The sequence below is a fragment of the Mesorhizobium sp. M1312 genome (genome assembly GCF_040318115.1).
Lineage (GTDB): Bacteria > Pseudomonadota > Alphaproteobacteria > Rhizobiales > Rhizobiaceae > Mesorhizobium.
This window is the reverse complement of sequence record NZ_JAMYLQ010000001.1, coordinates 419,620-433,011: the sequence shown is the minus strand read 5'-3', so window position 1 is coordinate 433,011 and position 13,392 is coordinate 419,620. Positions and strand designations below refer to the sequence as shown.

Sequence of the window (13,392 nt, the reverse complement as noted above, 5' to 3'; positions counted from 1 at the left end):
CCCCTCTGTCCTGCCGGACAGAGAGGGGCGTGACGGAGTGTGACCTTGGCCCTGAGCCTCAAATCATCTGCAGGCCACGCTTGCGGGTCGGCGGCGGGAAGGCACGGTCGATGTCGGCGAAATCATCCGGGGTGAGCTCGATGTCGAGCGCAGCGACATTCTGGCGGACATGCTCTTGTTTGCCGGCCTTTGGAATGGCGATGACGCCCTCCTGTGCCATCACCCAGGCCAGCGCCAGCTGAGCCGCCGTGGCATTGTGGCGGGCGGCGATGGCTTCGAGCCTGGTATTGCGCGCCAATACGCCCTGATCGACCGGCGAATAGGCCATCAGTGGAATGCCGCGTTGCCGGCTCCAGGGCGCAAGGTCGAATTCGGGGCCGCGCTGGGACAGATTGTAGAGGATCTGGTTGGTCTGGACGCTGTCGCCGGCCGGCAGGCTGACCAGTTCCTCCATCTCATGGGTGTCGAAATTGCTGACGCCCCAGTGGCGGACCTTGCCGGCCTTTTTCAACGCTTCGAAGGCCTCGACCGTTTCCGCCAGAGGCACGCTGCCGGGCCAGTGCAGCAGATAGAGATCGATGCGGTCGGTGCGCAGATGCCTGGGGCTTCTGTCGCAGGCCGCCGGCACGCCGGTGCGCGAGGCGTTGGACGGCAGCACCTTGGAGACCAGGAACACCTCGTCGCGGCGTCCGACAATGGCATCCGCCACCACCTCCTCGGCCCCGCCGTTGGCATACATTTCGGCGGTATCGATCAGCACCATGCCGAGATCGAGTCCAAGCTTCAGCGCGTTGACCTCGTCGGCATGGCGGCTGAAATCCTCGCCCATTTTCCACGTGCCTTGACCCAGCACGGGAACAGCTTCGCCCGACGGCAATATGGTGGTTCTTATCGTTGACGGCATGGGCGCGCTCCAGTCGAGACCGGATGGCACCACACCCTTCGCGAGAAATCCAGATGAAAGTCCAGGATTTTCCACGAGCTGCCCGATATCTACTTCACCGGGTGGGCGGCCAGCCAATCCTGCATCTGCTTGATCTCGGCTTCCTGCGCCGCGATCACCGCTTCGGCCATTTTGCGCATTTCCGGATCCTTGCCATTGGCAAGCTCGATCTTGGCCATGTCGATTGCGGCCTGATGATGTGGGATCATGCCGCGGGCGAATTCGACATCGGCATTGCCGGAAGGTTCGATCGCCATCATGGCGGTGTGCATCTTGTCCATCGCCGCCTTGTAGCCGTCGGTCGAGGGGCTTTGCGCGCTCATGGTCTCCATGTCGTGCGCCCCCATGTCGTGTTTCATCTCCTGGGCTTGCGACGGAATGCTTTCGAGGAAAACGGCAAGCAGCATTCCCGCCGCCATCAGCAGCAGCACGATCTTCTTGGCCAAGGTCATTCATGATCTCCTTTTTGAACGAATTCCTATCTGGGGACTCCGTTCAGAGTTTCAACGTCCTGAGCCGCAACGCGTTGGTGATGACCGAAACCGAGGACAGGCTCATGGCCGCCGCCGCCAGCATCGGCGACAACAGCGTGCCGGTGAGCGGATAGAGCACGCCGGCGGCGACCGGCACGCCAAGCACGTTGTAGAGGAAGGCAAAGAACAGGTTCTGGCGGATGTTGCGGATCGTCGCCTGGGCGAGCGTGCGGGCCCGGACGATGCCGTTGAGATCGCCCTTCACCAGCGTGATCCCGGCGCTTTCGACCGCGACATCGGCGCCGGTTCCCATGGCGATGCCGACATCGGCGGCAGCCAGCGCCGGGGCGTCGTTGACGCCGTCGCCGGCCATGGCGACGCCGGCGCCCCTGGCGCGCAACTCATCGACCAGTGCGCTCTTCTGTTCCGGCAGCAGGCCGGCACGCACCTCATCGATGCCGAGTTTGCTTGCGATGGCTTTCGCCGTGCGTTCGTTATCGCCAGTCGCCATGATGATCTTGAGGCCGCGGTCGTGCAGCGCCTTGATCGCCTCTGATGTCGTCGCCTTGATCGGGTCGGCGACGGCGACAATGCCGGCCAGTTTGTCGCCAACCGCGACGAACATCGCGGTCTTGCCCTCGGCCTGCAGCGCCTCGGCGCTGGCCGAAATGGATGCGATATCGATGCCGAGATCGGCCATCATCGCGGCGTTACCGAGCGCTACCTTCTTTCCCGACACCGTGCCGGAAACGCCCTTGCCGGTGACCGCCTCGAAACCGCCGGCGTCGGGGATCCTTACCCCGCGTTCACGGGCACCTTCGACGATAGCCTCGGCCAGCGGATGCTCCGAGCCTTTCTCCAGGCCGGCGGCAAGTGCGAGCAGATCATCTTCCGTCACGCCTTCGGTAGCGACGACGTCGGTCAATCTCGGCCGGCCTTCGGTCAATGTGCCGGTCTTGTCGACGATCAGCGTGTCGACCGAGGCAAAGCGTTCGAGCGCCTCGGCGTCCTTAATCAGCACGCCGGCATGCGCGCCCCGCCCCGTGGCGGTCATGATCGACATCGGCGTGGCAAGCCCCAGCGCGCAAGGACAGGCGATGATCAGCACCGAGACCGCCGAAACGATTGCAAAGATAAGGCTGGGTTGCGGCCCGAAGATCGCCCAGGCGATGAACGCAACGATCGCAACCACCACAACGGCCGGGACGAAATAGAACGAGACGCGGTCGGCCAGACCCTGGATCGGCGCGCGCGAACGCTGCGCCTTGGCGACGAGCTCGACGATCCGCGCCAGCGTGGTTTCGGCGCCGATCCTCTCGGCGCGCATGATCAGCGAACCGTTCTTGTTGAGCGTGCCGCCGGTGAGGGGGTTGCCTTCAGTCTTTTCGACCGGCAGCGGCTCGCCTGATAGCATCGATTCGTCGATGGAAGAGCGGCCTTCCAGCACGATGCCATCGACCGGCACGGCATCGCCGGGACGGATGCGCAGGCGATCGCCGGCCTTGACCGTGTCGAGCGGCACGTCGTTTTCGGAACCGTCCTCGACGATCAGTCGCGCCGTCTTCGGCGCGAGATCGAGCAGCGCGCGGATTGCCGAGCCAGTTTTTTCACGAGCGCGCAATTCCAGCACCTGGCCGAGGAAAACCAGTGCCACGATGACGGCGGCCGCCTCGAAATAGACCGGCACCGTGCCCTCATGACCGCGGAACTGGTGCGGAAATATATCCGGGAACAGCGCGGCGACGACGCTGTAGAGGTAGGCCGCACCAACGCCGAGCGAAATCAGCGTCCACATGTTGGGACTGCGGTTGAGAACCGAATCCCAGCCACGATGGAAGAAGGGGAATGCCGCCCACAATACAACTGGGCTGGCCAGCGCCAATTCCACCCAGATCTTCGCCGAATCCTCGATGAAGGCGCTAAACGTCACGCCGAGCATCGGCGCCATGGCGAATATCAGCAATGGCACCGACAACACGGCACTCACCCAGAACCGCCTAGTGAAATCGACCAGTTCCGGGTTCGGCCCCTCGTCGCCTGATGGTACGCCCATCGGTTCTAGCGCCATGCCGCAGATCGGGCAGGCCCCTGGCTTGTCGCGGACGATTTCGGGATGCATCGGGCAGGTGTATTGCGTGCCTTTCGGCATCGCCTGCGGCTCTGGCCTGTCGCCAAGATACTTTGCCGGCTCCGCCTCGAATTTCACCTTACAGCCGGCCGAGCAGAAATAGAAGCCTTGGCCTTCATGCCGGGAAAAGTGCTTCGCGGTGGCACGCTCGACACGCATGCCGCAGACCGGATCGGTGGCGGTAAGGTACTTTTCCGGCTCGGCCGTGAATTTTGAACGGCAGCGATCGCTGCAGAAATGATAGCGATGGCCGCCATGCTCGGCTGTCGGTTTGCCGGCGGCCGGATCGACGGTCATGCCGCAGACCGGGTCGCGAATGACGGCTTCGGCGACGGACGGAGCAGCTTTTGCCGCGCAGCAGCCGCTATGGGCGTGATGGTTATGGTCGGAATGCGTCATGCGGATAATGCCCCTGTGTCTCGGTTCTGAAGCGGAAGTAGTGCTTCCAGTGACTGGAAGGTCAAGGGCCAATCTCTGTTTTTCTTGCCGAGGCGCGCGCCAAACCGCCGGCGGACAATCCCGCATCCAGCCGCCGCCGCATGCCATTGACGACTCCCGTGGAGAGCGTGTCCGCCCGCCCCATACCCAGCGCCGCGAAAACGCGCTATAGACGCCGCCAAAACGGCGAGGCCGAACGGCACTTATGGCAAGAATCTCTCTAAAGCTCGATGAACTGATCGACGGCGAAGCCTTGCGCTGCGAGATGACGGCGCTGACCGCGGCCACGGCAGGCGACGGCTCCGGCAAGGCTGCGCGCGCCGGTGTTCTCCAGCTTCTCAAGGGCAGGCTGGCCGCCGGCCGCAGCATCGCCGAACGCATGCTGATGGACGATGGCAGCGGCACCGCCTGCGCCGCCCGGCTGTCGCATCTCATGGACGAGATCATCCGAGCGCTCTACGATTTCGCCGCCACCCATGTCTATCGCGTCAAAAACCCGTCATCGGCCGAACGCATGGCCGTCGTCGCGGTCGGCGGCTATGGCCGCGGCACGCTGGCGCCGGGTTCCGATATCGATCTCCTCTTCCTGCTGCCCTACAAGCAGACGCCATGGGGCGAGCAGATTGTCGAATACATGCTCTACATCCTGTGGGATCTGGGGCTGAAGGTCGGCCACGCCACCCGCAACATCGACGAATGCCTGAGGCTGTCGCGCACCGACATCACCATCCGCACCTCGATCCTGGAAGCGCGTTTCCTGTGGGGCGAGCAGAAGCTCTATGACGAGCTCTTGCAGCGTTTCGACCGCGAGGTGGTGCGCACGACCGGGCCCGAATATGTGCAGGCCAAGCTTGCCGAACGCGACGAGCGCCATGCCAAGGCCGGCGAAAGCCGCTATCTGGTCGAACCCAACGTCAAGGACGGCAAGGGCGGCCTGCGCGACCTGCAGACGCTGTTCTGGATCGGCAAGTATTTTTACCGGGTGCGCACCGGCGAGGAACTGGTCGACAAGGGCGTCTTCACCGGCACCGAATACCGGGAGTTCCAGAAGGCCGAGGACTTCCTGTGGGCGGTGCGCTGTCACATGCATTTCCTCACCGGCAAGGCCGAGGAACGGCTGCATTTCGACATCCAGCGCGAGATCGCCGAGCGGCTGGGCTACACCACACATCCGGGCCTGTCAGCGGTCGAGCGCTTCATGAAGCACTACTTCCTCGTCGCCAAGGATGTCGGGGATCTCACCCGCATCTTCTGCGCGGCACTCGAGGAAGAGCAGGCCAAGCATGTGCCGGGCTTCAATCGCATCTTCCTCACCTTCTCACGCCGCAAGCGAAAGCTTGCCGGCACGTCCGATTTCATTATCGACAACCATCGCATCAACGTCGCCGACGACCTGGTGTTCGAGCGCGATCCGGTCAACCTCTTGAGGCTGTTCTGGTTCGCCGACAAGCACGGGCTGGAATTCCACCCCGATGCACTGAAGCTGCTGACCCGTTCGCTCGGCCTCATCGGCAAGGCGCTCAGGCGCGACGAGGAAGCTAACCGGCTGTTCCTCGACATATTGACGTCGGACCGCAATGCCGAACTCAATCTCAGGCGCATGAACGAGGCGGGACTGCTGGCAAAGCTGATCCCGGATTTCGGCAAGATCGTCGCCATGATGCAGTTCTCGATGTACCACCACTATACGGTGGACGAGCACCTGATCCGCTGTATCGGCGTGCTGGCCGAGATCGAGCGTGGCGACGGTGAAAAGATCCACCCGCTTGCCCACACGCTGATGCCGGGGCTGAAGAAAAGCCGCGAGGCGCTCTACGTCGCGGTGCTTTTGCACGACATCGCCAAGGGACGGCCCGAGGACCATTCCGAAGTGGGTGCCCGGATCGCGCGGCGCATCTGCCCGCATATGGGGCTGTCGGCGGCCGACACCGAAACGGTCGCCTGGCTGGTCGAGAACCATCTCGTCATGTCGATGACCGCACAGACCCGCGATCTCAACGACCGCAAGACGATCGAGGATTTCGCCGCGATCGTGCAGTCGGTCGAACGGCTGAAGCTGCTGCTCATCCTCACCGTCTGCGATATCAGAGGCGTCGGGCCGGGCGTCTGGAACGGCTGGAAAGGCCAATTGCTGCGCACGCTCTACTACGAGACCGAGCTTTTGTTGACCGGCGGATTTTCGGAAGTATCGCGCGCCAAGCGAACGGCTGCGGCACGCGAGCGGCTGGCCGAAGCGCTTGCCGATTGGCCCGAAAAAGCCCGCAAGCGCTATGTCGGCCTGCATTACGAGAACTATCTGCTGACGGTCGATCTCGCCGACCAGCTCCGCCACGCCGAATTCATCCGCGAGGTGGACGCGGCGGGCAAGAAGCTCGCCACCATCGTCAAAACCCACCAGTTCGAGGCGGTGACCGAAATCACCGTGCTGGCGCAGGACCATCCGCGCCTGCTGTCGGTCATTGCCGGCGCTTGCGTGGCGGCCGGCGGCAACATCGTCGATGCGCAGATCTTCACCACCGCCGATGGCCGCGCGCTGGATACTATCCTGATCTCGAGGGAGTTCGACCGCGACGAGGACGAGCGTCGGCGCGCCGAGCGCGTCGGCCGCCTGATTGAGGATGTGCTGTCGGGCAAGAGCTGGTTGCCTGAGATGATCGAGAAGCGCACCAAGCCGCGGCGCGGCGCCAAGGTCTTCCGCATCCCGCCGCGCGCCGAAATCCGCAATACGCTGTCGAACCGGTTCTCGGTGATCGAGGTCGAGGGGCTGGATCGGCCGGGCCTGCTGTCCGAGATCACCGGGGCGCTGTCGGACCTGTCGCTCGACATCGCCTCTGCACACATCACCACCTTCGGCGAAAAGGTCATCGATACCTTCTATGTCACCGACTTGACCGGGCAGAAGATCGACAGCCCGACGCGCATGAGCGCCATCCACAACAGGCTGATCGCGGCCCTCGAAGGCACCGCGCCCGAGCGTGGCGGCAAGGCCAAGGCCGCGGCCGAGTGACAACCACCATTTATTTGTCCCAATCCTGCAGGCAGTCTCCAGACGCATGAGCCTTGTCAAAAAGTTCGCGACGGTCGCTTCCGGCACGCTGATGAGCCGCGCCCTTGGTTTCGTCCGTGAGATGCTGATGGCGGCGGCACTCGGCACCGGGCCGATCGCCGACGCCTTCAACGCGGCGTTCCAGTTTCCCAACACCTTTCGCCGGCTGTTTGCCGAAGGCGCCTTCAACGCCGCCTTCGTGCCGCTCTTCGCCAAGGAGATCGAGACGCACGGCACCGACGGCGCCAAGCGCTTTTCGGAAGAGGTGTTCGGCGTCCTGTTCACGGCGTTGCTGGCGCTGACCATCGCCATGGAATTGGCGATGCCGCTGATCGTGCGCTACCTGGTGGCCCCGGGCTTTGCCGACACGCCGGGAAAGTTCGACATGACGGTCCGGCTTGCGACCATCATGTTTCCCTACCTGATCTGCATGTCGCTCGGCGCCATGATGGCCGGCATGCTGAATTCGCTGCGCCGCTATTTCGCCGCCGCGGTGGCGCCGGTGTTCCTCAACATCATCCTGATCGGCGTGCTCGCCTATGCCTGGCACAAGGGATCGGACGCGCGCACCGTCGGCTTCGCGCTGGCCTGGGGCGTGCTGGCGGCGGGGCTGGTGCAACTGGCGATCGTCTGGGTGGCGGTGCGCCATGCCGGCATCTCGATCGGTTTCCGCCGGCCAAAGATGACGCCCAATGTCAAGCGGCTGCTGATCCTGGCGCTGCCGGCGGCGATCACCGGCGGCATCACCCAGATCAACCAGCTGATCGGCACCGCGATCGCCTCGGCGCAGGACAGTGCGGTGTCGTCGCTGGCCTATGCCGATCGCATCTACCAGCTGCCGCTCGGCGTCATCGGCGTCGCCGTCGCCATCGTGCTCCTGCCCGAACTGTCGCGGGCGCTGAAGTCAGGCAATCTGATCGAGGCGGCCAATCTGCAGAACCGGTCGGTGGAGTTCACGCTGTTCCTTACCTTGCCGGCGGCGGCGGCACTGCTGGTCATGTCGGAGCCGATCGTGGGGCTGGTCTACGAACGCGGGGCATTTGCCACCAACAACTCGACGCCGATCGTGGCGGCGATCCTGGCGATCTTCGGCTTGGGTTTGCCGGCCTTTGTGCTGATCAAGGCATTCACGCCCGGCTATTTTGCCCGCGAGGACACGCGCACACCGATGATCTTCGCCGCCATCTCGGTGGCAGTGAACGTCACCACCGCGCTGACGCTGTTTCCGTCGATGGGCGCGCCGGGCATCGCCGTTGCCTCGGCCGTCGCCGGCTGGGTCAATGCGCTGATGCTGCTCGGCGTGCTGATCCGGCGCGGCCACTGGGGCCGCGACGTACCGCTCATGAGGCGCATCCCACGGCTGGTGCTGTCGGCGGCGGTGATGGGCGCGGCGCTCTATTTTGCCGAGCACTGGTTTGCCGCCCAACTGGCCTCGGGCTCACCGCTGGCAATCAAGGCTACGACGCTTCTTGCGCTGGTAGCCGGCGGGGCGTTGCTTTATTTCGTCACCTCCTTCGCCACCGGCGGCGCCGATTTCGGCATGATCCGGCGCAATATCAGGCGGAAGGGCTCCCCTTCGACTAGGGAATAGTCTCCAGATCCGTAAGTCGAAGCCGATTGTCGATTTCGGCGCCGCCCCTCAACCCCCTGCCGGGACCTTCTCCCCGTCAAGAACGGGGAGAAGGGGCTGGCTGCAACGCTGGCGACCCCCCTCTCCCCGTTTTTTCAGGGGGAGAGGGTAAGGGTGAGGGGTAGCGCAAACCTGAAGCGATTGCCGTGAACTGTGTGTAGGTTCAACTTGACAGATGACGGCAGCTATGCTAGGAATTTATTCATAGTGCTGAGTCGCGCCAGCGACCTGCCGTTGACGCGGGTTTTATATTTCACGTCCTCCAGCTTGAAGCTACAAAAAACGCCTCTTGCGGCGTCTTACGCGGCTGAGGCCAAAGCCCCTGCGCCGCCCAGCCAACAGCCTCTTGATCCGCTCCCCGCTCTCGTCCATAAGCGCGCCGTCGAAAGACTTTCGCCGCGCGCGAAACGGCCCTCCACAAGCCAGGGAAACACCATGACTGATGCCAATCAGCCTGCCTTCAATCAGCCCGCCTTCAAGCCACTCGTCTTTTCCGGCGTCCAGCCGACCGGCAATCTGCATCTCGGCAACTATCTCGGCGCCATCAAGAAATTCGTCGCCCTGCAGGACACCTCCGATTGCATCTATTGCGTCGTCGACCTGCATTCGCTGACCGCGCAGCTTGTCCATGACGATCTCAAGGATCAAACGCGTTCGATCACCGCTGCGTTTCTCGCCTCCGGCATCGACCCGAAGAAGCACATCGTCTTCAACCAGTCGCGGGTCATGCAGCACGCCGAGCTCGCCTGGATTTTCAACTGCGTGGCCCGCATCGGCTGGATGAACCGGATGACGCAGTTCAAGGACAAGGCCGGCAAGGATCGCGAGAACGCCTCGCTTGGGCTGCTTGCCTATCCGAGCCTGATGGCGGCCGACATCCTCGTCTACCGCGCCACCCATGTGCCGGTCGGCGATGACCAGAAGCAGCATCTGGAGCTGACCCGCGACATCGCGCAGAAGTTCAACAACGACTTTTCGGACCGTATCGCCGGCCTTGGCGTCGGCGTCGAGATGAAGATCGGCGAGGAGACGGTGAACGGCTATTTCCCGCTGACCGAACCGATCATCGGCGGACCGGCGGCGCGGATCATGTCGCTGCGCGACGGCTCGAAGAAGATGTCGAAGTCGGACCCGTCGGACCTGTCGCGCATCAACCTGACCGACGATGCCGACAGCATCTCGAAGAAGATCCGCAAGGCCAAGACCGACCCCGAGGCGCTGCCCGGGGAATTGGACGGCCTGGCCGGCCGGCCGGAAGCCGAAAACCTCGTCGGCATCTATGCGGGTCTCGCCGAGATATCGAAGGAGGCGGTGCTGAAGGAGTTCGGCGGCCAACAGTTTTCGGTGTTCAAGCCGGCGCTGGCCGACCTTGCCGTGGAAAAGCTGGCGCCGGTCGCCGGGGAAATGCGCCGCATTTCCGATGACCGCGCCTTTGTCGACGCGGTGCTCAGGGATGGCGGCGAGCGGGCCGGCGCCTTGGCCGAGGCGACGATGAAGACCGTGCGCGACATCATCGGCCTGCTGCAAAGCTGAACCTTGGAGCGCCGCGCGTCCTCTTGGACGCGCTTAACACGCCCAACATCGCTACATCCGCCGGTCGCTTGCGGCCGGGCTGTGGCGGTGGCAGATTGCGACCGAAACCATCGAAGGTAGAAAATGGTCTCCAAACGCCTCAGCCGCGAAGCCGGCCATCGCCGCAAGTTCCTGGCGATCATTGACGACACGCCCGAATGCGAACGGGCCGTCGTCTATGCCTCGAAGCGCGCGCAGAGCACCAGCGGCGTGCTGGTGCTGCTCTATGTGATCGAGCCGGACGATTTCCAGCATTGGCTGGGCGTCGAGAAGATCATGCGCGAGGAGGCCACCGCCACCGCGCGCGCCGCACTGGACAGCTATGCCAACAAGGTGCGCCAGAAACTCGGCATCGAGCCGGAACTCGTGGTGCGCGAAGGCAAGCCGACCGAAGAGATCCACAAATTGATCGAGGAAGACCAGGATATCGCCATCCTCGTGCTGGCGGCCGGAGCCGGCAAGGAGGGGCCGGGTCCGCTGGTCGGCGCGGTCGCCGGCAAGGGCGCCGCTTTCCCGATCCCGGTGACGGTGGTGCCGCAGAACCTGTCCGACGAAGAAATCGACAGCCTGGCCTGATATCCCAAGGGGATTGTGCCAGGCAGCTGGAAATATCCGAGTTGAAAAACGATCTGCTAAAGCTGCTGCCGGAAAATAAGCACGACACGGCGAAGGCGGCTGCGCTCGTGGCCCTTGGCTTTCCTCAAGTCGAACCGCAAATTATGGAATGGCTTCAAGACATGAATTGGCCGGTAGCCCGGGTTTTGGCACCGCTCGTGCCGCTTGCGCCGCACATTCGCACAATTCTGAGACCGGCGACGATATCTGGAAGTACCACTCCCTCCAGACGATCCGCCAATCCTCTGAACTATTGGAGTCCTGAAGCCGGAACTGGAGCGCCTGTCATCTGGCATCTCCTCCGAGCCCGATTTGCCGATTTGGCTCTAGAGATACTACGCGACCTGGACTAGGAATTCGCCGATCAGACGCTTCGAATTTCTTCGAAAAGTGTGGTTGCCGTTCCGGCGATGGCTTTCGCTTGAATGTCCTGCCGATAAGGCCTATTTAGAATTATTCCAAACTATCTGCCCGAATGGGCACGGAGATATCCATGTTCATCCAGACCGAATCGACGCCAAATCCGGCGACATTGAAGTTCCTGCCCGGCAAGGAAGTGCTTGTCGAAGGCACCGCCGATTTCCGCGATGCCGAAAGCGCCGCTACGGCTTCGCCGCTGGCCGGCCGGCTGTTCGAGATCCCGGGCATCACCGGCGTCTTCTTCGGCTATGATTTCGTCACCGTGACCAAGGACGGCCCCGACTGGCAGCATCTGAAGCCGGCGATCCTCGGCGCCATCATGGAACACTTCATGTCCGGCGCGCCTGTCATGGCCAAGGCCGGCCCCGCCGCCGAGACCAGCCAGACCGGCGAATTCTACGACAAGGCCGACGAGGAACTGGTCATCACCATCAAGGAGCTGCTCGACACGCGGGTGCGCCCGGCTGTCGCCCAGGACGGTGGCGACATCACCTTCCGCGGCTTCGAGAACGGCACCGTGTTCCTGCACATGAAGGGCGCCTGCGCCGGCTGCCCGTCGTCGACGGCGACGCTGAAGCACGGCATCCAGAACCTGCTCCGGCATTTTGTGCCCGAAGTGCAGCAGGTCGAACAGGTCTCTTAACGACTCAAAAAAACGTCAATTCGCCTGTCGCGCGACAACAAAAAACCGGGCCAAAGTGCCCGGTTTTCTGTTTTGGGACGTCAGTTGTTGCCTAGACGGTCCGCGTATGAGCTCTAGAGAACGATAACCTTGGCACCGACCGAGGTGCGGTCGTAAAGGTCGATAATGTCTTGATTCATCAGCCGGATGCAGCCCGACGACATCGCCTTGCCGATCGAGTTCCACTCCGGGCTGCCATGCAGCCGGTAACCCGAATCGCCGCCCTTGTTGAACAGATACAGGGCGCGCGCGCCGAGTGGGTTGGTCAATCCCGGCTCCATGCCGCCGGCAAATTTGGCGAGCTCCGGCTGACGCTTGATCATCGCCGAAGGCGGCGTCCAGGTCGGCCATTCGCGCTTGACCGCGATACGGGCGGTGCCGCGCCATTCAAAACCCTCGCGGCCGACGCCGATGCCGTAACGCATCGCATCGCCGCCGCCCATGACGTAATAGAGAAACTTGTTCTGCGTATCGACGACGATGGTGCCCGGCCTTTCATCGGTGTCGTAGCTAACCACCTGCCGGCGGTACTTGAACGGCACCTTTTCGATCGGAATGCGCGGCAGTTGATAGCCCGCATCGGTCATCGGGCCATAGTTGTTGGTGAAGATCTGCGAGCCGATGGTGCTGCAACCAGCAATAGCCGTCGACAGCGCAAGTGCCGCGACGATTGCGAATGACTTCATGCGCATGAAAAGGTCCGATGCCCCGCCCGAAATAGAGCGGCTCGTTACGGCCGCTTTGTCACCATCATTCATGCTGGCATTTGCTTTGCTTGCCAAGCGGGCGATGCCTATATGCAGGGGCTTACATGCCGGTAAGTCCGCAACTGTGGCTTTTCGGCAACGGCTACCATAAGATTATGTAATAAATTCAATGGGGCCGCCCGCCAAGCCGCCGGAAGTCGAGAACTGTCATGAATGTCGGAGATGCCGCCCAGCGTTCCGGCCTGCCGGCCAAGACCATTCGCTACTATGAGGAGATCGGCCTGATCCGTCCGGCGCGCGCCGGCAACGGCTACCGCGACTATTCGGGCGACGACATCCACCGGCTGACTTTCCTGCGCCGCGCGCGCAATCTCGGCTTTTCGATCGACGACTGCCGCCAGCTGATGGCGCTCTACCACGACCGCAGCCGCACCAGCCATGACGTGCGCGAGATCGCCGCCGCGCATGTGACGGCAATCGAGGAGAAGGTGCGCGAACTGCAGTCGATGCGCTCGACCTTGCAGAAGCTGATCCATGCCTGCCACGGCGACGACAGGCCGGACTGCCCGATCCTGGAGGATATTGCGGGGGCGGCGCTGCCAGGTGATAAAGTCGTTTCGGCACAGACGTGAAGGTTGCGCGTCGCTGCGCCAAGGCGTGCCGGTTGCGATCGCGATGGCGGATGCGGACGAAGGGCCTGACCCTTCAAAGGGACGATCGCCGCAGATAAATGAGCCG

The 13,392-nt window shown here is 63.0% G+C and carries 11 protein-coding genes; 7 read left to right on the top strand and 4 right to left on the bottom strand.

Features of this window, described 5'->3' with window-relative positions; translation table 11 throughout:
* Positions 1-58: 58 nt before the first annotated feature.
* From NKH36_RS02090 to NKH36_RS02080, 3 genes are all read right to left on the bottom strand, one after another.
* Complete coding sequence (locus NKH36_RS02090) at positions 59-904, bottom strand: aldo/keto reductase (RefSeq protein ID WP_352958452.1); 846 nt, start codon at positions 902-904, stop codon at positions 59-61.
* Between the two features lie 89 nt (positions 905-993).
* Positions 994-1,395, bottom strand: a complete 402-nt coding sequence (gene copM / locus NKH36_RS02085; protein WP_352958450.1) for a CopM family metallochaperone — start codon at positions 1,393-1,395, stop codon at positions 994-996.
* Positions 1,396-1,438: 43 nt separating this feature from the next.
* A complete protein-coding gene (locus NKH36_RS02080) occupies positions 1,439-3,943 on the bottom strand; it encodes a heavy metal translocating P-type ATPase (protein ID WP_352958449.1) in 2,505 nt (834 codons plus the stop codon).
* 244 nt (positions 3,944-4,187) lie between these two features.
* Between NKH36_RS02080 and NKH36_RS02075 the strand changes: the two genes are divergently transcribed.
* From NKH36_RS02075 to NKH36_RS02050, 6 genes are all read left to right on the top strand, one after another.
* Entirely contained in the window at positions 4,188-6,989 is a 2,802-nt protein-coding gene (locus NKH36_RS02075; RefSeq protein WP_352958448.1) for a [protein-PII] uridylyltransferase, read from the top strand.
* Between the two features lie 46 nt (positions 6,990-7,035).
* On the top strand, positions 7,036-8,619 hold the full coding sequence (gene murJ / locus NKH36_RS02070) for a murein biosynthesis integral membrane protein MurJ (protein ID WP_352958447.1): 1,584 nt from the start codon (positions 7,036-7,038) through the stop codon (positions 8,617-8,619).
* A 474-nt stretch (positions 8,620-9,093) separates the two neighbouring features.
* Positions 9,094-10,191, top strand: coding sequence for a tryptophan--tRNA ligase (trpS, locus tag NKH36_RS02065; protein WP_352958446.1), 1,098 nt, complete (start codon positions 9,094-9,096; stop codon positions 10,189-10,191).
* A gap of 123 nt (positions 10,192-10,314) precedes the next feature.
* On the top strand, positions 10,315-10,806 hold the full coding sequence (locus NKH36_RS02060) for a universal stress protein (RefSeq protein WP_023796709.1): 492 nt from the start codon (positions 10,315-10,317) through the stop codon (positions 10,804-10,806).
* Between the two features lie 41 nt (positions 10,807-10,847).
* Entirely contained in the window at positions 10,848-11,198 is a 351-nt protein-coding gene (locus NKH36_RS02055; protein ID WP_352958445.1) for a DUF5071 domain-containing protein, read from the top strand.
* A 140-nt stretch (positions 11,199-11,338) separates the two neighbouring features.
* The gene (locus NKH36_RS02050) at positions 11,339-11,908 is read left to right on the top strand and encodes a NifU family protein (RefSeq protein WP_352958444.1); all 570 of its coding nucleotides are present in this window, start codon (positions 11,339-11,341) and stop codon (positions 11,906-11,908) included.
* A gap of 113 nt (positions 11,909-12,021) precedes the next feature.
* On the opposite strand, the gene NKH36_RS02045 is transcribed toward NKH36_RS02050, so the two are convergent.
* On the bottom strand, positions 12,022-12,639 hold the full coding sequence (locus NKH36_RS02045) for a L,D-transpeptidase (RefSeq protein ID WP_352958443.1): 618 nt from the start codon (positions 12,637-12,639) through the stop codon (positions 12,022-12,024).
* 224 nt (positions 12,640-12,863) lie between these two features.
* Between NKH36_RS02045 and cueR the strand changes: the two genes are divergently transcribed.
* Positions 12,864-13,286 carry a Cu(I)-responsive transcriptional regulator gene (gene cueR, locus NKH36_RS02040; RefSeq protein ID WP_352958442.1) on the top strand — a complete coding sequence of 141 codons (423 nt, stop codon included), beginning with the start codon at positions 12,864-12,866 and terminating at the stop codon, positions 13,284-13,286.
* The last annotated feature ends 106 nt before the right edge of the window (positions 13,287-13,392 follow it).